The sequence below is a fragment of the Klebsiella sp. Lac1 genome (assembly GCF_009825425.1).
Taxonomy (GTDB): domain Bacteria; phylum Pseudomonadota; class Gammaproteobacteria; order Enterobacterales; family Enterobacteriaceae; genus Klebsiella; species Klebsiella electrica.
Genome location: NZ_VJZJ01000001.1, coordinates 2572997 through 2595020, shown reverse-complemented (window position 1 = coordinate 2595020; position 22024 = coordinate 2572997). Strand labels below are relative to the sequence as shown.

The window sequence follows — 22024 nt, the reverse complement described above, 5'->3', positions numbered from 1 at the left end:
TCATCCGCAGTACGGTGAAGGTGTTTGCATTAAATATTATTGCTGAAGGGGCTGGTGCTTATTTATTACTCAGATTTGGCGATTTCCGCCCAGCGTTCGTTGCTGAAGTGCGTGGCTTTTATCACTTTTAATATCTTTGCCGGATCGTCATTGAGGCAATACAGGGCATTTGCCAGCGGCGTGAGTTTATCTCCGCACTGTAAAGCGCACTGCCGGGTGGTGATTTCGGCAATAACCAATAAATGCGAGCTTTGCAATACTGCGCAATAATCTGGTGATTCCTCCGAAGATTGTACTTTTTTTACCCACCATTCCATAAGACATTCCCTGATCAGCGCTATTTCCGGCGATAATTGCCCGTTACCTTTTTTATGACAATAAGAATAGCCTAATGGTTTAGGCTGCGTTTAATTTACAAAGATTCAGAATATTGTCACGTGCATAATGGTCCGAATAAGAATACCGATGATAGCACCGGGAGCGGCAAAGCGGAACAGACGAACAAATCGCGAGCTCACGCCGAGGAATATACCAATGCCGGGCAGATCGAAGGTCTGAATGAATAGTCCGGCGGAGGCATTGAGCTGGCTGATGGTGACTTTGCCTTGCTGCACCAGTTCAGAGACCACGCCAAAATAGGCCGTACCGCCTGCGATACATTTGACCAGCGCAGGAAGGACGAAGTTGACTGGAATATGCAGCCACTGCAGTAGCGGCATCAGCAGCTGCTGAAGCATGTTAATGATGCCGGCCGCCTGCAACACCCCGACGATGGTTAATGACAGGATCAACATCGGCACCGCGCCGAGCGCAAGACGAATGGCATCAGATCCCGCATTGTTAATGACCGCAATCACGCCCTGGCTGTTTTGTTCGGCGTTGGGCAGCGCTTCCGCCCTGGCATTCTCCATCACTGACAGACGGCGCCCGATGACGTGCCAGGTGACCGCACCCGCGCACAGACCGCCGATAATCGAAATGCAAATCGAGGCCATCCAGTGCAGGCCGAAAGGGGTGAGAGGGTAGAAAACGTTGCCCTGGCCCATGGCAAAGACCATGGCGAGCGTGGCGGCCATCTGTCTATCTGAGACGCCGCGCTTATCCATAATGGCCAGCGTGGCCAACGGCGCGGCGAAGCTGACAAAGTTTATCTGAATCAATGCGAATGCGCTCATCCCGCCAAGGCCAAATGGCTTGAGCAGCGGCGCGACCCAGCGGACGATAACGTCCAGCACACCGCGGACTTCCAGATATTTCATGATCATCAGCATGACGACCATAATGGGTAATAGCGTATAAAGCGCGACATCAACGGAGGATTTTCCCGCCGACATAATAATGCCGATAAGATCCATTTAACTCTCAACCACCGAATAGCGAAATGACCATCATCATAATCCTCGTCAGACAGAAATGATACGGCTTAATGGCATCTCACCTTCCGCGCGGGGCTATTATTGCGGTGTAAATAAGAAAATCATATTTCGCATCTTATTAGTAAAATAAAACTTATGTTTGCACAGGGCATTATTCGATGAATACCGCGGTGTATCCGTGGCGGTGGGGCTAAAAAATGTACAGGCTTGTTGAGCGCGGATCAGAGGATAGCCCCTGATCCGGGTAAAAAAGAGCGAGGGGCCGCCAGGCGAGCGTTCCTGCCATACCGTCGCGCGGGGCGGTCAGAACCACGAAGGGGTGATGAGGTTGAGTGGGCGGAGAGGCGGGTTACAGCGTGCTATGGGCAAAGTCATCGAAATCCGTGTGGATGTTTTTATCGGTGAATGCCTGACAGCAAATGCCGACAAATGCGCCGGTAAAACGCTCATCGCCACGTTCTGTAAAGTGTTCGTCTGCCAGCTTACTGTATTCCACATCGCCACCCGGCGGGTACCACACTTTTCACCAGGATAATAGCAAAAGAGGCGGCATTATCATTGGCATCAATCCGCAAAGAGATAGTCTCATCCGTAGAAATATCGCTGCTGTGTACCGGCGACTGGCTAAACCCGTGGAGATCGCTAATCAGAAAATTCAGCGATGTCTGGACCCAGAAGCTAAAATCGGTTTGCCGTCAGGCAACCAGTCTTTAGCAGTGATGAGAGTTTAAAAACCAGGAGGCCACCATTTCCTCCCGGAATTGATTTGGAAAAAACAGGGATTAATTGTATTTGATAAATTCTGTTGCAAACTTAAATGTATTATAGCGATGGGAGGCTACAGAATATTCGAATAACTTCCCGTTATCTAAATAAGCTGTTTGTTCAACGTGAATAACAACTTCAGGGGAGGGGAACTCAAGCAGGGTGCGTTGTCGTTCATCTGACAGGGCTGCGGTGATCATCATATGGCTGCTGTGTACGTTATAACCCAGTACCTCGGTAATATAAGCATAGATTGAATCGGCAACGTTACTATAGTTGAGCCCGGGGATAATATTTACCGGCATATAGGTTTTTTCAATGATCGAGGGGATCGTGTTGATCACTCTTACACGCAGAATTGAATAAACCATTTCATCGCTGTTAAGCTGTAGCTTTTCCTGAATCTCAGGAGGCGCGGGGATTGCGGAGAATTCAATTACCCGGGTTTCAATATTTTTCCCGGAGCCCAGGCAGCGTGCTTTTGTCCCTGTCAGATGGTTATTGAAAGAAGCATTGAACGGAAGTTTTACAAAAGAGCCTAATCCTCTTTTTCTGACGACGAAACCTTCCTTGACAAGGATATCAAGCGCCTTGGTAATTGTGAGTTCACTGCAATCAAAAACCAGCGCAAGCTTTCGTCCTTCAGGCAGTTGACTGTTTTGTTCATAATAACCAGAAATAATTCTCTTTTTTAATTCATTATATATATCAATATACTTAGGCATATACTTTTCATAACAGACCTATAGACATAGGTCTGTTATACTATAGTTTACGGCAGATAAACATCCTAACGTAAGATGGATGCTGCCATCCTCACATAAGTATGTCTTTTACCACGTATTGCAACAGAAAGTGCCCGAATCGCTTCCGGATCGGCTATCCCGCAACAACCGGCATCGCCAAAGTTATGTATATCACTGCCGCAGCGCTTGCTTGCCAGACCAATTAGCTTAACCGTCTCAGCATCCGCTCCTTCCTGGCTACTACTGATGGTGGTTATCGCCAGCCCGCCGGCCTGATGAACCGCGTGGATAATATCGGCTACGACACTTTCACTGCTCCCCTGACAGGTACCAGGGGCCGGAACGACGATGGCATGCGCACCTGCGTGAATATAGCCTGCATACTCTTTTGCTGAAGCCAGACCAGCGGCATAAAATTTCGCGGCGATGATGAAACCAGGGAAATGCGCCTGCGCCAGGTCTATCGCCTCCAGCATAGTCTGCATATTCAGTTCTGGTTTGTCATACCCTGTCAGGCAAAGAAAATCGGCTTGTTGAATATTTTCCAGCGTCCTGAGCGAAAGCTGACGTGGATTTTCCGTATTCTGCTTATCGCTGATTTCAAGGCTAATACCCACCAGCCTGCCGGTCAGATCTTTTATTCGCTGCCAGCCGCCCCCTTCCGGCATACCTGCTATGGTGTGGGTATCGGTGTTATAGCTCTTGAGTAAAATCATATCGGCGCCGAATGCGCTGACCAGTTCCGCACCCGTGATATCAGGATAGAGCGGGGTGCTCTCTGCGGCCACCTCGGCAAGAACGACTCGCCCTTCCGATGCCTGGATGGCCGTAAAGAGACCGCTGGCCGTGGGCTGGTTCCGAAAATCTGACGCACGACAGTTTAGTAGACGTTTCATGTCAGTAATCCAGTGTGATTATTGATGGTGAAGCGTGCTCAAAGCCGCGCTCAAGAATTTCGAGGTTCGTGATAATGTCGGTCTCACTCACGTAACCTGGCGCACCGTTGACGATGGTCTCATAAAGCGCATCGTAGACACCGCCATAATCTCCGCGAGCGGCCGGGACTTCTCGTTTAACGATCTCGTTATTTTCGTTGATGTACTCAATGATACCTGGCTCGCTGTCTGCGCAGAATAAAGGATCATCCGGCATAATGTTGTTTTTCAGACAGGCTTCCTGCCGATCGATTTGTCCTTTGATAAACGAGCCGCGTGTACCATGGACAATGAATTTTGGATATGGGGTCATGACAATGTGGCTGGTTTTGATAATCGCCTTCAGATCACCATAGAACAACTGGGTTTCAAATATATCATCCGGATTTCCATCCCGACGCAGACTGCGGATATCGTAAGCGACCTGACGAGGTCTGCCAAACAGGGACAACATCTGATCAAGGGTATGAATACCCAGGCCATAAAACGCACCGTTAAACGGATGATTCTCCTGGGGCTCAGCCTCGGGGCGGTAATAGTCGAAGTGGCTTTCGATTTCCACAATATCGCCAATCAGGCCACTTTTAATCACCTCCCGGACAGTAAGAAAGCAGGAGTCAAAGCGGCGATTCTGGAAGGGGGTTACCGTTACCCCATGTTCTTTAGCCAGACATAACAGTTCTTTTGCCTCTGCCAGAGTGGTGGTAAAGGGTTTTTCGACCATCACATTTTTGCCATGTCTTATACATATTCTGGCATATTCAAAATGGCTGTCCGGATGTGTACAAATAACCACAAGCTGAACCGATTTATCCTTTAATATGTCATTTACATCACGGGTAAACTGAATGCCGCGGTATTGCAACTGTGACTCTACCTCCGGCTTTGATGTAATATCATAAATAGTTTTGACGTTAAATTTATCGCGGATCAATACATAGGGTAAATGATATCGGGTGGCACTTTTCCCAAACCCAATAAATGCACAATTAATCATACTGCTTCCTTATTTAAACAACGTTACGGCATGTTCGATAATGGATTGACCATCCATATGGGAGAAATGTTGTGGGTTGACCAGCGCAACTCGACACTGATCCTGTACGGTTTCCCGTATTTTACTTTCCATATAAGACAATTGTGGTGAGAGGAATATAAGGTCCGTGTGCGGATAAATATCTTCAAGACTGCCTATGTTTGTTGCGCTGATATTGGCCGTGCAATTGATACTTTGAGCATACAGGCGCATTTTTTTAGCCACCATTGAGGTGGACATACCTTCGTTACACATCAGGATGATAGTTTTGCCGTCCAGCACATGGCCGTCCGAGGTGTTATTTATCTCTGTCGTGTCTGAGGGCGTTTGTTCGATATCCTCAATGATTTTTCGGGTGTTTTTGCTCATGATTGCGCGTTCGTAGGCGTGCAGAAACGGCAGGTAAACGGCGACACCAATAATGATCAGTATCCCCTGCAACACAACGTTACGTAGGTCACCACCAGAGCCCAACCATCCGGAGAGGAAGGGCGGTACGGACCAGGGGACGTAGGCAACAATGTGTGATACCCAGCCCCATGAGGTGGCGAAGTAGGCGATGATAAAGTTGATTTGTGGGTAGATGATAAAAGGGATCATCAAAAGCGGGTTGAGGATCACCGGTAGACCGAAAATGACCGGCTCGTTGATATTAAAGACGCCTGGCGCAATCACCGTCCGGGCGAATTTTTTATGGCTGCTCATGCGACTGCGGAGCATGATGGCCAGCAACAAAGCTAACGTAGAGCCTGTACCGCCCATATGACCGTACAGGTCACGAAATGGCAGGACAATGATATGCGGCGGTATATGTCCGGCGGCGAATGCCGCCATGTTTTCCTGCATGGCAACCAATAAGGGGGGTTCCAGAACTGGGTTAATAATCCCGGAAGGATGAATGCCGAGCGAAAACAGCAGATTGGTTAGGGTGGTTAACGTAATGAAGCCCGGCAGACTGGTAGTGAGATGCACCAGGGGTTTTTGCACCACGGTCTGAATCAGCGCAAATAGTTCGGTATCGAACCAACCGGTGATAGCGAACGTACCGCAGGCAAACAGTGCCACGGTGATCATAATGGCGAACAGAGCATTAAATGATTGCTGCACCATAGGCGGTACTTCTTCGCCCAGAGAGATTTTCAGCGTCGAACTGGCTGATATCTTCAGAAACAAAGTGGTGGATAAGAAGGCACAAATAATGGCGAGAAATACCCCTCCTGCATTGGTCAGCGCATAGGGTACGACGCCGCTTACCATTATGGCATCGCTATCTGGTGGTGTGACTTGTACCGTGATTGGCATTATCACATAGAAGCAGGCAAGCGAGACCATTGCGGCAATAATTGGACTTTCGGCTTTGCGTTTACTGGCCAGAGAATAAGCTACCAGTACCGCGAGCATAACGGAAAATATATTCATGGTGCCGTTTAATGCCCGCTCTCCGATCCCGCGATAATAGGTCATGGTTTCGGCAGAAATAATATTTCTCATGAATCCGTTGGGATCAAGAAAAACATAGTTAACCATAATGACCAGACCAGCCAGGACCAGAAAGGGGATCGCGATGATAAAACTATCTCGCAGGCTTCTCAGATGAACCTGTCCCGCCAGTTTTTGTGAAAAACTGGCAATATTGTCTAATGAGATATTCATAAGGCTCCTTTAATTCTTCTGCTGGTGGGCTGCCACCAGCTGCTGACGCATAAAACTGATACGATAGTCGTTATTTACCTGGCCATCGGCTATTCGGTTTTTTTCGTTCTCAACACCTATGCCGTTTTCAGAGATTGATGTTTCATCATGGCCCCTGTAACCCATTCTCTACGGCAAAATGTGAATGGATGACAGTAAGTTTAAAAATAGTATTTAAAACGTGCACGTACACCGTAACGGTCGTCAGAATTATCTTCACCAGAATAGAGATTGTCTGAATTGCGTTTTATTTGTGACCAGTACGCTCCCAGAAAAATATCAAAGTTATCCATATCTAATACGTGGGCAAAACGATATGAGGTGTGGATAGTGTGAATCTGGTACTTTCCATCCCGATCGATAAAATCATCATTATTTACATGCAGGGTAGGACTAAATGAGGCGATTTTATTCCTGGCCCAGATATAACCTATTTCAAATTTATCCCACAAAATATTCGCACCTGCGGTGAAATCTTTTTCATCCTCAGCATCCATAAACGCGAGATTTATGTTAGTGGTAATATCGTTATCAACTTTCAGGGTTGACGTCCAGCCAAAACCGTTGCGTCTGGACTGATCCTGCCATTCTCCACTGGCATCATGGTAACCATAGGCATTGTTAATGACATTGCTTTCTGCTGCAACGGCGGTAGTGAAATTGTCTCCACGCCAGGCGATAACGGGTCGAAGGTAGATCGTGTTTTTCTTTCTGGTCAGGGTATTTCCATGATAAGAGCCGCCAGCGAACAGGTCGCTGCCATCCTCCACCAGACTATTCAGTTCAAAGTACCATTCATCAATGGATTTACTTAACATGAAGTTACCGCCACTGTTGCTACGCCCGCGGCCTTCTTTCATCATATAGATATATCCAAACCCATCGGCATACAGGTCATTAGCCGTATTACCTGAATATTCCACAAAGGTATCCTGGTTGAGCGGGAACATATCATAAGCTTCGAAGCGCCCTATAGTGGCACGCCAGCTATCTTTGTCCCCCTCTTTCTGCCCGAAGTAAAAGGCCGCATCATCCAGATTCATATGGCCACTCATGTCCGCCAACGGTTGAGCGGTAAAACCTGCGAAATTACCGCTGGATAGTTCTCGATAGCCGTCCAGGCCCAGTAATATACGGCCATTAATGCTCCAGCGGTCGTTATCACTTGCGCTCCAGTCTTTATTTGGGCTGGTGCGTGTGGAGGTCAGTTGCTTCGAGCTGCTGGCTGCATCGGTATTGAACTCGACGTCCCCGTACAGCTTAAGTTTTCCGGAAGAGGTATCGAAATTTATATCTGCTGAGCTATTGAACGAAGCAAGTGCTAATGTAATTGTCAGTATTGTTTTTTTCATGATTCATTCCGTCATTGTGTGTTTTTCATCTTTATCCTTGTTGTGTGGCGATGCATTTTAAAACTATATAGTTTTAAAAAATAATGTATAAGATCACAGTTTTTGAATAAAGATAGAGTCGTGACGAAAACCGGGTGAGCGCGAGGAGTGGACGGTACCGCGAAGGAAACATCATGATGTGTCGGAGGCATTGAACCTGAGTGTCGTGATAGATGGCCTTACCGGGAGGATGACATGGGAAGGTTGAACAAGCGTGAATGAAGCGAAAGTTTTGTCGGTTACCTGATTTACCCAGTAATCTTGATTAGCTGTTTCTGTTTTAATCGCGATGACTTTCGGAAGAGATTTTATTTTTATTGCAACGTTCCATAGCCTCGCGCGAATGAGATTTGTGCCCGATCATTGACAATTTTCCAGGCATCGGAAGGCGGAGCAATAAAGCCTTGTAGCGCCAGTACCTGTAAAAATACGGCATCCTGCGGCATATTCAAAGACAGAAACGCATTGCGTAAAGCGCTAATGGCTTCCACTTCCACGCTCTCACTTGCCACCAGCAGAGGCATCGGGGCAGGATCGCTGTAAGTCAGTATGCGAACATGGCGTGTTATGACCGCTGAAACGGCGCTGGATGCGTTCGCGGATGCCTGGGACGATAAATACCCACAATCAGTAAAAGCTGGCGTCCGCACTGGGAAAACCTCAATACGTTCTTCGGCTATCCGCCGGATATCCGCAATACCATCTACACCACGAATGCCATCGAATTGCTGAACAGCGTGATCCGCGTAGCTATCAAGAAGCGCAAGGTGTTCCCGACGGATGACTCGGTACGAAAAGTTATTTACCTGGCAATCAAGGTTGCATCGAAAAAATGGAGTATGCCGATCCAGAACTGGCGATGAGCCGCTTTATTATCGAGTTCGGTGACCGCCTGAGCGATCACCTTTGACGTGGTGGCAGTTACACAGAATTATTTACAGAGTCCCTTCGCAACATCCTTACAGGGTTACTTGTTTTTGAGTTTAATAACAAACCGGCCTTTTTTCCTTTTGATTTTTGCGCCTCTGTCGCCATAGGTGATTGCGATATTAAAAAAGTCATCAGTATCTATATCAAAATCAAGCTCTATTTCTTCGTGCTGATTAGAGTTGAGTAGTTCATACGTTTGTTCAATATTCACAGCTTTTATCACTGTCATAATCTAACCCTTGTCATGGCGATGTCTCTTACAACACTCATTAAATGTCATTTTCATGACATACAAATGACAACAATCTCTCCTGGTATGTTCCTGTACTCTCTGCAAGAGGGCTATGGGATTGTCATCTAAGGGGAGCGATGCTCCCTGTCTGCTACATGAGGAAAGCGATCCCACCTGTGCTTTTTGCTTGCGCCGCCTGATGGGGCTGGCGCCTCTCCCTGCCTTCGATGAACCGCGGCTTTTCATCGGTAGCCAAACCAACCATGATTATCGTCACACTTTCCACTACAAGCACTTGAGCTGTATGCAGTGATTCGTTATAAGAATGCTCAGGACGTAATCAGAATGACCTGAGCGAAACCTGGTTCCATTGTTGCTTTATCCGGCAACAATGGAATCAGGTTTTTTTTTGCTTTTTTTTGGTATGCCTTCGTCAGAAAGGGTCCCAGAATTAAACAGTGAGATGGCTGAAATGAAAGTAGAAAAAATACTCAGCAACAACGCTGTCCTGCTCTCCAACTCTAAGCAAGAAGAGATTGTGGCAATTGGGCGGGGTATTGGTTTTGGCAAAAAAGCGGGAGATGTGATCGACAATAGCCAGATTGAGAGTCAGTTTATCAAAAAATCAGAAGGTCTGGCTGATGTTCTTTCGCAATTATTGTCGGAAATTCCGCCGACGTATCTGGCCGTCACGCAGCAGATCATTAACCTGGCGCAACAGCGACTGGTTATTACTGTGCAGGATACTTTGTTTCTCTCATTAAGCGATCACATCAATTTTGCCATTCAGCGGCAAAGTAGTGGGCTGGCGATAAAGAATTTTCTCCTGTGGGATATTAAACGTTTTTATGCCCAGGAGTATTCCGTTGGACTTGAGGCATTACAACTTATTGAGAGCAGGCTAAACATCAGACTTCCGGAAGATGAAGCTGGATTTATTGCCCTGCATCTGGCGAATGCCAGAAATAGCAGTGATATGCAAAGTACGATGCAAAGTGCCACCATCATTAAGGATGTACTGACGATCCTGAAATACGATTTGAACCTGACCTATGACGAAGAATCTCTGGATTATCAGCGCTTTATTACCCATCTTAAATTCTTCGCACTGCGTCTGATGAACCGTAATACCATCGAACATGGTGATGAAAGTATTTATAAGGGGATTACCGATATGATGCCCGCTGCCTATGCTTGCGCGATGAAAATTCATGGCTATGTGGAAAGGAATTATCAATGCCAGCTCACCACCGATGAAGTGATGTTTTTGACTATCCATATTAATCGTCTGAGCGGTGGTTAACAGCAGCAATATAAGGAGAAAGCAGTAATGCAAATGAGATTTCCGGAAGGTTTTCTGTGGGGCGGCGCGATGGCCGCAAACCAGATTGAAGGTGCATGGAATGAAGGCGGAAAAGGTATTTCGACTTCAGACCTGCAACCACAGGGGATACATGGCAATGTCGTTGAACGCGATGGCACCAACGACTGTATCAAGGATGTCGCAATCGATTTTTATCACCGATATCCTGAAGATATTAAGCTGTTTGCCGAAATGGGCTTCAAAGTTTTACGCACCTCAATTGCCTGGGCGCGTATTTATCCGAATGGTGACGATGGCGAACCAAATGAAGAAGGGCTGGCTTTTTATGATCGTCTGTTTGATGAAATGGCGCATTATGGGATCCAACCGCTGATCACGCTTTCCCACTACGAAATGCCTTACGGGTTGGTCAAACACTACGATGGCTGGGGCAGTCGGGCAGTGATTGAGTTGTTCGAGCGTTATGCGCGTACAGTCTTCACCCGCTATCGGGAAAAAGTGAAATACTGGCTCACTTTTAATGAGATTAATATGGCATTGCATGCGCCATTTACTGGCGTCGGGCTGACAGGAGAACGAAGTCACCAGGAAATTTATCAGGCTATCCATCATCAACTGGTCGCCAGTGCGCGCGCAGTTAAAGCCTGCCATGAGATCATCCCGGATGCCAGAATCGGCAGTATGTTGTTGGGGGCAATACGTTATCCTGTTACCTGCAAACCGGATGATGTACTGAAGTCACAACGTGTTAATCGCGACTGGCTTTTCTTTGGTGATGTACAGGCCCGTGGCGCGTATCCAGCCTGGATTAAGCGATTTTTTCGCGATAATAATATTGAGTTGACCATGACAGCACAGGATTTGCAGGATCTTAAAGAAACGGTCGATTTTATCTCTTTCAGTTATTATATGAGTGGATGCGCTGCCGCGCAGCCGGAATTATATCAGAGCCCTCGTACGAATATTACCCGGATGATCCCTAACCCATATCTTGAGAGTTCCGAATGGGGATGGCAAATCGATCCACAGGGGCTGCGCTTCCTGCTTAATGAATTGCACGATCGTTTTCAGAAGCCATTGTTTATCGTAGAGAATGGGCTAGGGGCAAAAGATATACCCGCAGCAGACGGCTCAATTGAGGATGATTACCGCATTCAGTATTTGAAGGCTCACCTTGTGCAGGCCAGAGAGGCGATAGAAGATGGCGTGGAGTTGCTGGGTTATACCAGTTGGGGGCCAATTGACCTGGTAAGCGCCGGGACTGCGCAGATGTCGAAACGCTATGGTTTTATCTATGTCGATCGTGACGATGACGGAAACGGAACACTGGAACGCCGACGGAAGAAGAGTTTCTTTTGGTATCGTGATGTGATCCACACTAATGGCGCAAATCTGGCTGATTAATATCCAGTCGCAGCAAGAGGAACAAACCGTTTTTTATCGCGGTATAGATTTGACAACCCCAACATCATCTATACCGTCTCCTGCGGCTTTTTTGTTCCTTTTTATGTTCTCCTTCCGGGAAGGAGGAATGTCAGTGGTCTGTTTAATCATGTCGGAAGTTTTAGCTATCAGTAATAAAAAGCTGATAAGAGACGTCAAAAACGGGGAGACAGAGCGGAGTTGGAATAATAATGTTCCGAATTGACATACCTGATATTAATCAACAGGGCCTGATTTATCTCTGTTCTGCTTTCTGATTTTCTCGGCGATAAAATTTAGTGATAAGTTTCACAAATTAGTCAGTTGCAGTGGTAATTTTCAACAGAACTTGTTAAAAGTAGTTATCAGCTAAGGACGTAACCAGATAATTTCTGGGCGAGACCTGGATAAAGCAGTGTGTTTTCACACTGTTTTATCCAGGTTTTTTTTTGCTTTTTTTCCTGCTGGCCAGCAGAGATGGGCAATACAAAGGGTGGCCTGATTATTACTGTCGTTTGTGAAACGGGATGTCTCATTATGAATAGCAAAGTACTGGCAGAGGATATTCTGCAACGGGTGGGTGGAGAGAGTAATGTTGCAACGCTCGTGCATTGCGCGACGCGCCTGCGTTTCAAAATTGTCGATAACGGTAAAGTGAATCTGGCAGAACTCGAAATGCTGGACGGCGTCATCGCTGTGGTTAATGGGTCTGGTCAGTTACAGGTGGTGATTGGCAACCGCGTTCCGGAAGTTTTTCGCGCGTTTGGCGAAATATCCAGCCTATTGGATGACGGTAAAAAACAACCGGCTCAGCATGAGGAGAAAAATAAAGTCTCATTACTGGGGCGGTTAATTGACTTAGTTGCAGGGATCTTCACGCCGCTATTAGGTGCGATGGCGGCTGCGGGGGTGCTGAAGGGGGCTCTGGCTATTGTACTTGCCGCAGGATGGCTGAGTAATAAAGAGAGTACTTATATTATTTTGCATGCAGCATCTGACAGTATGTTTTATTTCCTGCCGATGTTGCTGGCAATAACGTCGGCGCGAAAGTTTGAAACCAATATATTTGTAGCCGTTTCTATCGCAGGGGCACTCATCTACCCCAGCGTTCAGGGGTTATTCGATGCAGGTCAGCCGGTGACATTCTTTGGCCTGCCGGTCGTCATGATGAAATATACCGGTACGGTGATCCCGGTAATCTTCAGCATCTGGCTGATGTCGATAATCGAGCGTTTTTTGAACCGGTATATTCATGAAAGTGTGCGCAATATTCTGACGCCGTTCTTCTTACTGACGTTGATGGTCCCTCTGACACTAATGACTATCGGGCCCGTTGGCATTTCAATCAGCCAATTTGTCGCCTCTCTCTTTGTGTCGATTTATAGCTTTAACCCGATTATTGCCAGTGCGCTGATGGCCGCAGCGTGGCAGGTACTGGTGATCTTCGGTGTGCACTGGGGTTTTGTGACAGTCTTTATCAACGATATTTCCGTGATGGGACACAGCTTTCTTAAAGCCGCTTCCAGCCCGTCTGTTTTTGCGCAAGCCGGGGCATTACTTGCAGTCATGCTGCGTACCAGAGACAAAAAACTGAAAGCTCTGGCGGGGAGTACATTTATTGCTTCATTGTTCGGCATTACCGAACCGGGGGTTTACGGTGTGACGTTGAAGCTTAAAAAACCCTTTATCTGCGCGGTGATTGCTGCAGCATTGGGTGGCGCAGTGGTGGGTTATGCCAAAAGCTCGGCTATTTCACTGGGCATGCCGGGGTTGCTGACTCTGCCAATTTTCTATGGTGAAGGTTTTGTTGGCTTCATTATCGGCTGTAGCATCGCCTTTATTGGCAGTCTGGCTCTGACATTAGTGGTAGGGTTCGATGATCCCGTCGCACCGCCAGTCGTTGCAGAAAGTGTGCCAGGTGAAAATCGCGCCATGTCACGCAAAACCCCGGCTGCAAAAGCGGTTTCGGCTGTTGCCGAGCAGATTACTGCCCCGGTTGCAGGCACCCTTGTCCCGCTAGCAGAGGTCGACGATAAGGTTTTTTCAGCAGGGATTGTTGGACCCGGCCTGGCCATTCTTCCGGACGAAGGGCGAATTTATGCCCCGGTAGATGGGGTCATTGCCAGCACTTTCGCCAGCGGTCATGCCATTGGCATTCGTTCAACGGCGGGGGCGGAAATATTAATTCATGTCGGGATTAATACCGTTCAGCTTGATGGGCAATATTTCGATATGCAGGTAAAAGAGGGCGATGAAGTGAAAAAGGGCCAGCTCCTGTTGATATTCGATCTAGATGAGATAAAACAGGCAGGCTATGACATCGTAACGCCGGTTATCATTACCAATAGTGAAGCCTGGGATGGGTTACAAATCAGCGACAGGACTCACATACTATCTGGAGATGCAGTGATGTCGCTGTCGCGGTAAATTTGCTGATGGTGGAATAATAGTGACCGCTGGCCATGATTATTATCATGGCCTGTTTTAACTATATTAATGCATAACTGATCTACCCTACAGGACGTAACTGATTTAATTCAGGCGAGACCTGCAACTGACGGATTCTTATCCGCCGGTTGCGGGTCTTTTTTGTTTTAAGGGGATTCAATATCGAGGGGAAATAATGAAGGTTAAGAACCAGATCTATAAAAAAACCATAATTACGGTAGCATTATTGACGTGTTACGCAGCCGGCGGGCAGGCGAAGACGCCAAAATTAACTATCGAGCAGCGTATGGAGGTGATGGAAGCGCAGCTGCGCGCAACACAGCAGAAACTACAAATGTACGAAGAAAGAGAGAAAGCGCAGCAGCATGCTGTTGCCGCATCCACAATATCTACTGCGCCTCAATCGGTTGCGACGACGCAGACTGCGGCTATAGCGCCAACTGCAGAACCGGAATTGTCTCCCGGGACGTTGAAAAGGATCAGCCAGTACGTACAGGATGACAGCGGCTTTAAATATTCCGGTTATTTCCGTTCCGGTTGGGCGACCACCACCAACGGTGGGCCTAAATCATGGGGCGTGGGGTCGCTGGGGCGTTTTGGTAACGAATATGATGGCTGGTATAACCTGGCGTTAAAAAAACGGGCATGGCGTGACGGGGATAAATCCGTCTGGGCAAACGTGCAATTCGAAGGTGATCTGGGGCTCACGCAGAGCAATGAGTCATTTGAGAAAGGAATGTCGGGCGGTGGAATGGGCAAACTCAGTAAGCTCTACGTGGAGGGGAACGGGCTGCTGCCGTTTGCTCCTGAAGCCTCAGTATGGGTAGGCAAACATACGCTGCCTCAGTATGAAATTCAGCTTCTGGACTGGAAAAGCAACCGGACTTCATCAGGTGCTGGCGTAGGGATAGAAAACTGGAAGCTACCGGTTGGCGCACTCAGCATGGCGCTGACGCGTAATGATGTAGATAACTACAGTACGGTTTGCGCGTCAGGCTCTTCCGCATGCAACGATACGACACAGGTGAACATTAATATTGCAGAAGTTCGTTATAAAAACCTGCCAGTAACCGATCATTCAACTCTGGAACTGGGAGCGAAATATGCCTTCGCTAACCAGACGAATGAACAGAAAAAAGCACAGGCGGATAATGACTATTATCAGGTGAAATCCTCCTGGCTCGGGCAGGCGATTTTGCGTACCCCGGTACTGGAAGGGGCAAATGAGTTAACACTGCAGATAGCCAACAATTCTCTGGCTAGCCAGTTTATGAATATCTCCAGCGCCAATCCTGATTTTGATTTCAATAGTTCTTACTATGGTATTCACCGTGGTGGAATCGGGTGGCGACTGGTGGATCAAGGAGAGGTTTATTTGGGAGAGAAAATCATCATGGCACATGCATTGGTATATGGCCGTGGTTACGATCTGTATTCACCCTATACCGGCGCGCATACTGATTTTAAAACCGCACGCGCGGTAATTCGCCCGTCATGGATCTGGAACAAAAACATGCAGACCGCCCTGGAACTAGGCTGGTTTACACAGGAAAATCGCACCAATAACACCTCGTTGAATGAGTCTGGCTATAAGGTGACATTGGCACAGGTATATAAAGTGGATACCAGTATCCTCAACTCCCGCCCCGAGTTACGTCTCTATAGTACTTATCTGAAAGCGCTGGAAAACGAGATTGATCATCAGAGATTTAATGACGATAAAAATTATCAGATAAGTTTTGGTGCGCAGGTCGAGGTGCTTTTCTGACTTGTACAGCAGAGACTGGGAGTTATTCTACTGGCACTGTCTGCCATTAATAAGCTGCGTTGATGGATAGTGACGCCATCAACGCAGAAAGATAACTATCCCTATTATATATCAGGCAGGGTGGATATTTTTAGTGTTTATAAAATATTGCGCCAGAATATCGCTAAGGTAAAATTTATCGCCTTTACGGTATATAGGCTATTATCTCTATTTCCACTAAAGCCTCTTTTGGCAGGCCAGAGACGGCTATGCAGGATCTCGCGGGTGGGTTTTTACCATTAAAAAATTTTTTATAGACCTCATTGAACTGTGGAAAGTGGGACATATCGGTAAGAAAACAGGTAGTTTTAATTACAGTATCCAGCGATGCATGACTTTTTTTTAGAATTTCCTCAATGTTTTTCAGTGATTGACAGGCTTGATTTTTATACCAGGCCTGGCTTTTCTCGCCACATGCAATGAGGCGATAAGACTTTTTAAAATGTGTCATGAGATCGACCTCCTGGGTTAATAGAGCCCTCACTCCATTGATCAAAAAACAATCCGTGATCTGAAACGCAAAAAGAAATATTGGTATTAAAAAATTACCTACGCCTTCACTCCGGTATTCCATCTCCCTTCGTAGCTTATTTAACATCATGAAATATAATGAATTGTGCAAATTTTGTCTGCTAAAAACGATGATGTTGCATGTAAATATATGATGGGATGAACGCTTTCCAGCAATCATCCGGGTGATCTGATCGCGCAGGGATCACAACATGACGAGTATCCCGATGTTCTGCTTTGTGGATGCATGTGGCACGGGTGGCACATCGTTGTCCGCCGGGGTGGCGTTCATAATGGGTAAAATCAGAAAAACAGCAAAAATGTGAACTGCATAAGGGATATTTTTCTGCTGGATTAAAATGAGAGCTATTTTTTTTTAACGGAGATTAGTTGCGATTTCTCCCGGTCGTTATGCTGCTAAGCAAGCAGGCAGATATGTGTAGCCAACCAGAAAGACAGTGATGCTGTCGGGAGCCAATGATGAAAGATATGAATTGTCATAATGATTCTGTAAATGAGGCTATTACGCTGATCGAAAAAGCCAAACAGGCTCAACGAATATTGAACATGTATCCTCAGGAGAAAATTGACTTTATTGTCGCAGGGATGATTGCGGCGGCGGAAGAAGCATCGGAACGGCTGGCGAAGATGGCCGTCTATGAAACCGGCTTCGGCAATGTAGAAGATAAAATGGTAAAAAATAGATTCGCTAGCACTACGCTTTACCAATACATCAAAGATCTGAAGACCGTTGGCGTTTTGAAAGAAGACCCGATGACCAGTACCGTTGAAATCGCGACACCAATGGGGGTGCTGGCAGCTCTGATTCCATCCACTAACCCGACATCAACGGCAATTTATAAAACGATTATTGCGATCAAATCGGCTAACGGGATTGTTCTTTCCCCCCATCCCTCTGCCCGAAATAGCATTATTGAAGCTGTAAATGTGGTGTATCAGGCAGCCCTTAAAGCGGGGGCCCCGGAAGGGATTATCGGTTGTATGACCCTTCTTTCCCTGGACGGTACGCAGGCACTGATGCGTCACCCGGATATTGCCATGATCCTTGCCACGGGCGGCGAAGCGATGGTTAAGGCAGCTTATAGTTCGGGAAACCCGGCTATCGGTGTTGGTCCCGGAAACTGCCCGGCATTTATTGATAAATCAGCCGATACAGAAGAGGCCATCAAGAAAATCTTTAAAAGTAAGACATTTGATAATGGCGTGATTTGTGCTTCTGAACAATCTATTGTGATTGAAAAATCTATTGAGGATCAGGTGAAACGTGCTATTGAAATTAATGACGGTTACCTCCTTTCACAACAGGAATCAGAAAAAATCAGCAAAATTCTCCTGCGTGACAATGGCTCGATGAATCCGGAAATTGTCGGTCGTACTGCTGGTTATATTGCGGATATGGCGGGTATCCAGATCCCGGGAGATGTCAGAGTATTAGTTTCACAGCAATTTTCCGTTTCTCATCAAAATCCTTATTCACGGGAAAAACTGGCTCCGGTTCTGGCTTTGTATGTCGAAGAAGATGCCGGGAATGCAATCGACCGTTGCGTTGAGCTACTGGAAAACGAAGGTAGCGGTCATACGGCATCAATTCATGCGCAAAATGCGCAGGTGATCCGTGAGTACGCTGCTCGGGTGCCGGTATCTCGTTGTTTGATTAATACGCCCAGTGCGCTGGGGGCGATCGGCGCGACGACAAAACTGGTGCCCGCGCTGACGCTGGGGTGCGGTGCCATCGGAGGAAGTTCGGTATCGGATAATATCGGCCCGGAGCACTTAATTAATATAAAAAGAGTCGCCTATGATGCAGAAAAATTAATGTTATTATAATTATCCAATTCTACTAAACATCATGAATATTGCTGCCATTTAAAATGGCAATAGCGGCTTTCGCTTAACTTTATGTTGCCTGAAATCAGGGTAGATATTATGCAGAGTACATTTTTCATGCCTCCCATTAATATGATGGGAGCGGGTTGTATCGCCAAAGCGGTTCAAAAAATTAGCGATTTTGGTATTCATAAATGTCTTATTGTTACGGACGTTTTTCTGAGTGAATCAGTGATGATGGGGCGGCTTAAAATGCTACTTAATCGACATGATGTCGATACCATCATTTTCCCAGGGGCCTTACCTAATCCGACTACAAGCAACGTCAAAGCGGGGCTTAATGTATTACTGGAGCATCATTGCGACGCGGTTGTCTCTTTTGGTGGTGGTTCACCCCATGATTGTGCAAAAGCGATTGCGTTGCTTGCTACTAATGGCGGTGAAATAGAAGATTATGAAGGTATTAATTGTTCAGAAAGAGAACAACTGCCTCTTTTCGCAATCAATACCACCGCCGGTACGGGATCAGAAATTACCCGATTCTGTATTATTACCGATGAGCAGCGGCATATCAAAATGGCTATTATCGACAAGAATGTTACCCCACTTATGTCGGTTAATGATCCAGAACTGATGCTGGATATGCCCAAATCGCTGACTGCCGCTACCGGTATGGATGCCTTAACCCATGCTATAGAAGCTTATATGTCAACATCGGCATTTCCCGTGACCGACGGACTGGCGCTGAAGGCGATTAATCTTATTCAGCAGAATCTGCGTACGACGGTCTTTCAGGGAGATAATTTACCAGCACGTGAAAATATGGCCATTGCGCAATTTATGGCTGGAATGGCGTTTAACTCCGCATCCCTTGGCTATGTGCACGCGATTGCTCACCAGCTTGGGGGTTTTTACAATCTGCCGCATGGCGTATGTAATGCTATTTTGCTGCCACATGTTCAGCGGTTTAATGCCGGGCTTCCCGCGGTCGCGCAGCGTTTAATGGATATCGCTAACGCGATGGGACTTAAACTATCCGTAGATCACGTGCGTAATGTCGACATAACCCTGGCGGCAATTAAACAACTCTCTTCTGATATTGGTATTCCGGGAGGGTTAGCAGAATTAGGTGTTAAAGAGCAGGATTTCGATATCCTCGCCGAGAATACGCTTGCGGATTCCTGTAGCTTAACTAACCCCAGAATAGCAACAAAACAGCAAATTAAAGAAATATTGTCTGCCGCTATGTGAAAATATTCATCGTATCAGGGCCTGCCACTAAATATGGGTTGATATGGGAGAGATGAGATCGCTACGGTCATTATCTCTGGAGTGATGGTTAATAAAAGAGTTTATTATGCCTAAGATAATTATTCTGATCCCGATCGACCAGGAAGCGGGATTAACCAGCGTGAGCCTTGGTCTGTTGCGGGCAATTGAGCAACAGCGCATGACCTGTGCTTATTTTCGGCCTGTCGCACAGGAGACCCGGGATGTCATACCTGGCAATATGGCCAGCATGCTGGTTGGATTAAACAGTAGTGCACATGTTATAGCGTCCTTTTCAGTCGCACATCTGAATCATGCTCTGCGCAGCGAACAACTTAATCTATTTCTGGAAGAGGTTATCTATCGTATTGAAAATCATGCTGAGGCGCAGACGGCTGATATTATCCTTGTTGAAGGCATCTATCCGGCTGACCATTTTCCTGGGGCCTACCAGATAAATGAGGCACTGGCGAAAACATCAGGCGCGGATGTGATTCTGGTTGCGTCTCAGGGCGGAGAAAGAATTATTGATATTAAGACGCGTGTTGAATGGGCGTGTGCCGCGATGCGTGGGTTAAAATCGCAAATTTCCGGGATTATCATCAATAGATATATTGTGCCGGATGATGAGGAGGGGGGTATCGGGCCTTTACAGGCCACGACGCTTCGTTATCCGGTGAATACCAGACATGATCACGTGATGCAGGTGCTGAGGGACTGCGCGCTGCCCATTATAGGCTGCATTCCGGCATGTAAAGAGCTGACGCTATTGCGGGCTGTTGATGTCGCCCGCGGGCTCGACGCATCAATAATTAATCCCGGCGATATGATGACTCGCCGGATACGTGAGACTGTTTTTTGCGGCCATGCGCTTTCGCATGTGATTGACTATTATCGCCCCGGCACATTGCTGGTCACGACCACAGATCGTCTGGATATTATTGCTTCCGTCTCGCTGGCCGCTATGGCAGGGATTGAATTTGGCGCACTGTTATTGCTGGGCGAAACTCACTTGTCTGTCAATATGGAAAGCTTGTGCCGCAAAGCGATGAAAAGTGGCTTGCCAGTGCTGGGTATTAAAAAAGAGAGCTGGCAGGTGTCGCAAAAACTTGCGGAGATAGGGATGGGACTGCCAGTGGATGATAGCGTCAGGATCAGAAATACCAGCCATTATATCGCCGGTTATATTGACTGCGACTGGCTGGCGCGGTTGAAGCATACGCCTGACCGACGCCTGCCGCTGACCCCGTCTCTCTTTCGTTATCGCATAGCAGAAATGGCCCGTCAGACGGTGCAGCGAATTATCCTGCCGGAAGGGGAAGAAATCCACACGATTCAGGCGGCGACGATTTGCGCTGAAAGGGGGCTGGCGACCTGTATTTTACTCGGTAAACCTGAACGGGTGCGCCGGATTGCCGAGCAGTCGCGATGTAAAATAAGTAAAAGTATTATTATTATCGATCCTGACAGCATCAGGGAAAAATATCTTGACCGTCTGGTGGCGTTACGTGCAGGAAAAGGCATGGATGAGGTAAAAGCCCGGGAAAAGTTAATGGACCCCAACTATCTTGGAACGATGATGCTGGAAAATGGCGATGCCGATGGTCTGGTATCTGGTGCCGGGCATACGACCGCCATGACGCTGACGCCCCCACTGCAGATCATTAAAACTGCGCCTGGGGTGTCGGGCGTCTCTTCAGTCTTTTTTATGTTACTGCCGGATCGTGTCCTGGTATACGGGGATTGTGCGGTTAATCCCTGTCCAGATGCCCAACAGCTTGCTGATATTGCCATACAATCGGCACAAACCGCCCGAATATTCGGTATTGAGCCGAGAGTGGCCATGATCTCCTGGTCCACAGGCGAGTCCGGGCAGGGAAGTAGCGTCGATAAAGTCAGGGAAGCCACGCGTATCGCCAGACGGAAAAGCCCCGGGTTGGTGATTGATGGCCCGTTACAATATGACGCGGCGGTGGTACGAAGTGTTGCGATGGCTAAAGCGCCTTGCTCACCGGTGGCTGGCAATGCCACTGTCCTCATCTTTCCCGACTTGAATACCGGGAATACGGCTTATAAAGCAGTGCAGCGCTCGGCAGATGTCGTTGCAATGGGTCCCGTCTTACAGGGAATGCGTAAGCCAGTCAACGATCTTTCTCGCGGGGCGCTGGTGGACGATATCGTTTATACCATTGCGCTGACCGCTATTCAGGCACAACAGGTAGATAAGGTCGCCCGGGAAACGACCCTGACCGTCAGTGGCGAATGCATTCAATCGTTGTGATTGGCGCTCCGC

The 22024-nt window shown here is 47.3% G+C and carries 18 protein-coding genes and 1 pseudogene; 8 read left to right on the top strand and 11 right to left on the bottom strand.

From position 1 onward, the window contains the following. Positions 1–65 precede the first annotated feature (65 nt). The 9 genes from FNY10_RS12810 to FNY10_RS12770 form a co-directional block, all read right to left on the bottom strand. Complete coding sequence (locus tag FNY10_RS12810) at positions 66–317, bottom strand: histidine kinase (RefSeq protein ID WP_131048062.1); 252 nt, start codon at positions 315–317, stop codon at positions 66–68. Between the two features lie 105 nt (positions 318–422). After that, positions 423–1355, bottom strand: coding sequence for a nucleoside recognition domain-containing protein (locus FNY10_RS12805; RefSeq protein WP_160702692.1), 933 nt, complete (start codon positions 1353–1355; stop codon positions 423–425). Between the two features lie 370 nt (positions 1356–1725). Continuing rightward, the gene (locus FNY10_RS12800; RefSeq protein WP_160702690.1) at positions 1726–1896 is read right to left on the bottom strand and encodes a hypothetical protein; all 171 of its coding nucleotides are present in this window, start codon (positions 1894–1896) and stop codon (positions 1726–1728) included. Between the two features lie 262 nt (positions 1897–2158). Beyond that, positions 2159–2866, bottom strand: coding sequence for a GntR family transcriptional regulator (locus tag FNY10_RS12795; RefSeq protein WP_160702688.1), 708 nt, complete (start codon positions 2864–2866; stop codon positions 2159–2161). 65 nt (positions 2867–2931) lie between these two features. Beyond that, a complete protein-coding gene (locus FNY10_RS12790) occupies positions 2932–3783 on the bottom strand; it encodes a hypothetical protein (RefSeq protein WP_160702686.1) in 852 nt (283 codons plus the stop codon). 1 nt (position 3784) lies between these two features. Next, positions 3785–4819 carry an oxidoreductase gene (locus tag FNY10_RS12785; protein ID WP_160702684.1) on the bottom strand — a complete coding sequence of 345 codons (1035 nt, stop codon included), beginning with the start codon at positions 4817–4819 and terminating at the stop codon, positions 3785–3787. Between the two features lie 9 nt (positions 4820–4828). Then, a complete protein-coding gene (locus tag FNY10_RS12780) occupies positions 4829–6511 on the bottom strand; it encodes a PTS transporter subunit EIIC (RefSeq protein WP_160702682.1) in 1683 nt (560 codons plus the stop codon). 200 nt (positions 6512–6711) lie between these two features. Next, positions 6712–7905, bottom strand: a complete 1194-nt coding sequence (locus FNY10_RS12775) for a carbohydrate porin (protein ID WP_407081252.1) — start codon at positions 7903–7905, stop codon at positions 6712–6714. Between the two features lie 350 nt (positions 7906–8255). Next, complete coding sequence (locus FNY10_RS12770) at positions 8256–8489, bottom strand: hypothetical protein (RefSeq protein ID WP_416308802.1); 234 nt, start codon at positions 8487–8489, stop codon at positions 8256–8258. A gap of 34 nt (positions 8490–8523) precedes the next feature. Between FNY10_RS12770 and FNY10_RS12765 the strand changes: the two are divergent. Then, positions 8524–8851 (top strand): annotated as a pseudogene (locus FNY10_RS12765) (transposase); the annotation flags it as partial. Positions 8852–8908: 57 nt separating this feature from the next. Here FNY10_RS12765 and FNY10_RS12760 read toward each other — a convergent pair. After that, entirely contained in the window at positions 8909–9100 is a 192-nt protein-coding gene (locus FNY10_RS12760) for a hypothetical protein (RefSeq protein WP_160702680.1), read from the bottom strand. A gap of 475 nt (positions 9101–9575) precedes the next feature. Here FNY10_RS12760 and licT point away from each other — a divergent pair, with 475 nt between their 5' ends. From licT to FNY10_RS12740, 4 genes are all read left to right on the top strand, one after another. Continuing rightward, positions 9576–10406, top strand: coding sequence for a BglG family transcription antiterminator LicT (licT, locus tag FNY10_RS12755; protein ID WP_160703293.1), 831 nt, complete (start codon positions 9576–9578; stop codon positions 10404–10406). 27 nt (positions 10407–10433) lie between these two features. Beyond that, positions 10434–11831 carry a glycoside hydrolase family 1 protein gene (locus FNY10_RS12750; RefSeq protein ID WP_160702678.1) on the top strand — a complete coding sequence of 466 codons (1398 nt, stop codon included), beginning with the start codon at positions 10434–10436 and terminating at the stop codon, positions 11829–11831. A 555-nt stretch (positions 11832–12386) separates the two neighbouring features. Then, positions 12387–14276: a beta-glucoside-specific PTS transporter subunit IIABC gene (locus tag FNY10_RS12745; protein ID WP_160702676.1), complete on the top strand. Its 1890-nt coding sequence runs from the start codon at positions 12387–12389 to the stop codon at positions 14274–14276. Positions 14277–14472: 196 nt separating this feature from the next. Beyond that, positions 14473–16065, top strand: a complete 1593-nt coding sequence (locus FNY10_RS12740) for a carbohydrate porin (RefSeq protein ID WP_160702674.1) — start codon at positions 14473–14475, stop codon at positions 16063–16065. Between the two features lie 184 nt (positions 16066–16249). Here the strand turns inward: FNY10_RS12740 and FNY10_RS12735 are convergent, their stop codons facing one another. Next, the gene (locus FNY10_RS12735; RefSeq protein ID WP_160702672.1) at positions 16250–16555 is read right to left on the bottom strand and encodes a RidA family protein; all 306 of its coding nucleotides are present in this window, start codon (positions 16553–16555) and stop codon (positions 16250–16252) included. Between the two features lie 536 nt (positions 16556–17091). Between FNY10_RS12735 and FNY10_RS12730 the strand changes: the two genes are divergently transcribed. The 3 genes from FNY10_RS12730 (at position 17092) to pta (ending at position 22012) form a co-directional block, all read left to right on the top strand. Next, positions 17092–18462: an acetaldehyde dehydrogenase (acetylating) gene (locus FNY10_RS12730; protein ID WP_202395303.1), complete on the top strand. Its 1371-nt coding sequence runs from the start codon at positions 17092–17094 to the stop codon at positions 18460–18462. A 96-nt stretch (positions 18463–18558) separates the two neighbouring features. Next, positions 18559–19713, top strand: a complete 1155-nt coding sequence (locus FNY10_RS12725) for an iron-containing alcohol dehydrogenase (RefSeq protein ID WP_416309036.1) — start codon at positions 18559–18561, stop codon at positions 19711–19713. A gap of 106 nt (positions 19714–19819) precedes the next feature. Then, a complete protein-coding gene (gene pta, locus FNY10_RS12720; RefSeq protein WP_160702668.1) occupies positions 19820–22012 on the top strand; it encodes a phosphate acetyltransferase in 2193 nt (730 codons plus the stop codon). Positions 22013–22024: the final 12 nt, after the last annotated feature.

Bases quoted from the DNA above. Each gene is read 5' to 3' on its own strand.
- FNY10_RS12810 (WP_131048062.1), bottom strand. From the start codon at position 317: ATGGAATGGTGGGTAAAAAAAGTACAATCTTCGGAGGAATCACCAGAT.
- FNY10_RS12805 (WP_160702692.1), bottom strand. From the start codon at position 1,355: ATGGATCTTATCGGCATTATTATGTCGGCGGGAAAATCCTCCGTTGAT.
- FNY10_RS12795 (WP_160702688.1), bottom strand. From the start codon at position 2,866: ATGCCTAAGTATATTGATATATATAATGAATTAAAAAAGAGAATTATT.
- FNY10_RS12790 (WP_160702686.1), bottom strand. From the start codon at position 3,783: ATGAAACGTCTACTAAACTGTCGTGCGTCAGATTTTCGGAACCAGCCC.
- FNY10_RS12785 (WP_160702684.1), bottom strand. From the start codon at position 4,819: ATGATTAATTGTGCATTTATTGGGTTTGGGAAAAGTGCCACCCGATAT.
- FNY10_RS12780 (WP_160702682.1), bottom strand. From the start codon at position 6,511: ATGAATATCTCATTAGACAATATTGCCAGTTTTTCACAAAAACTGGCG.
- FNY10_RS12760 (WP_160702680.1), bottom strand. From the start codon at position 9,100: ATGACAGTGATAAAAGCTGTGAATATTGAACAAACGTATGAACTACTC.
- licT (WP_160703293.1), top strand. From the start codon at position 9,576: ATGAAAGTAGAAAAAATACTCAGCAACAACGCTGTCCTGCTCTCCAAC.
- FNY10_RS12750 (WP_160702678.1), top strand. From the start codon at position 10,434: ATGCAAATGAGATTTCCGGAAGGTTTTCTGTGGGGCGGCGCGATGGCC.
- FNY10_RS12745 (WP_160702676.1), top strand. From the start codon at position 12,387: ATGAATAGCAAAGTACTGGCAGAGGATATTCTGCAACGGGTGGGTGGA.
- FNY10_RS12740 (WP_160702674.1), top strand. From the start codon at position 14,473: ATGAAGGTTAAGAACCAGATCTATAAAAAAACCATAATTACGGTAGCA.
- FNY10_RS12735 (WP_160702672.1), bottom strand. From the start codon at position 16,555: ATGACACATTTTAAAAAGTCTTATCGCCTCATTGCATGTGGCGAGAAA.
- FNY10_RS12730 (WP_202395303.1), top strand. From the start codon at position 17,092: ATGATGAAAGATATGAATTGTCATAATGATTCTGTAAATGAGGCTATT.
- pta (WP_160702668.1), top strand. From the start codon at position 19,820: ATGCCTAAGATAATTATTCTGATCCCGATCGACCAGGAAGCGGGATTA.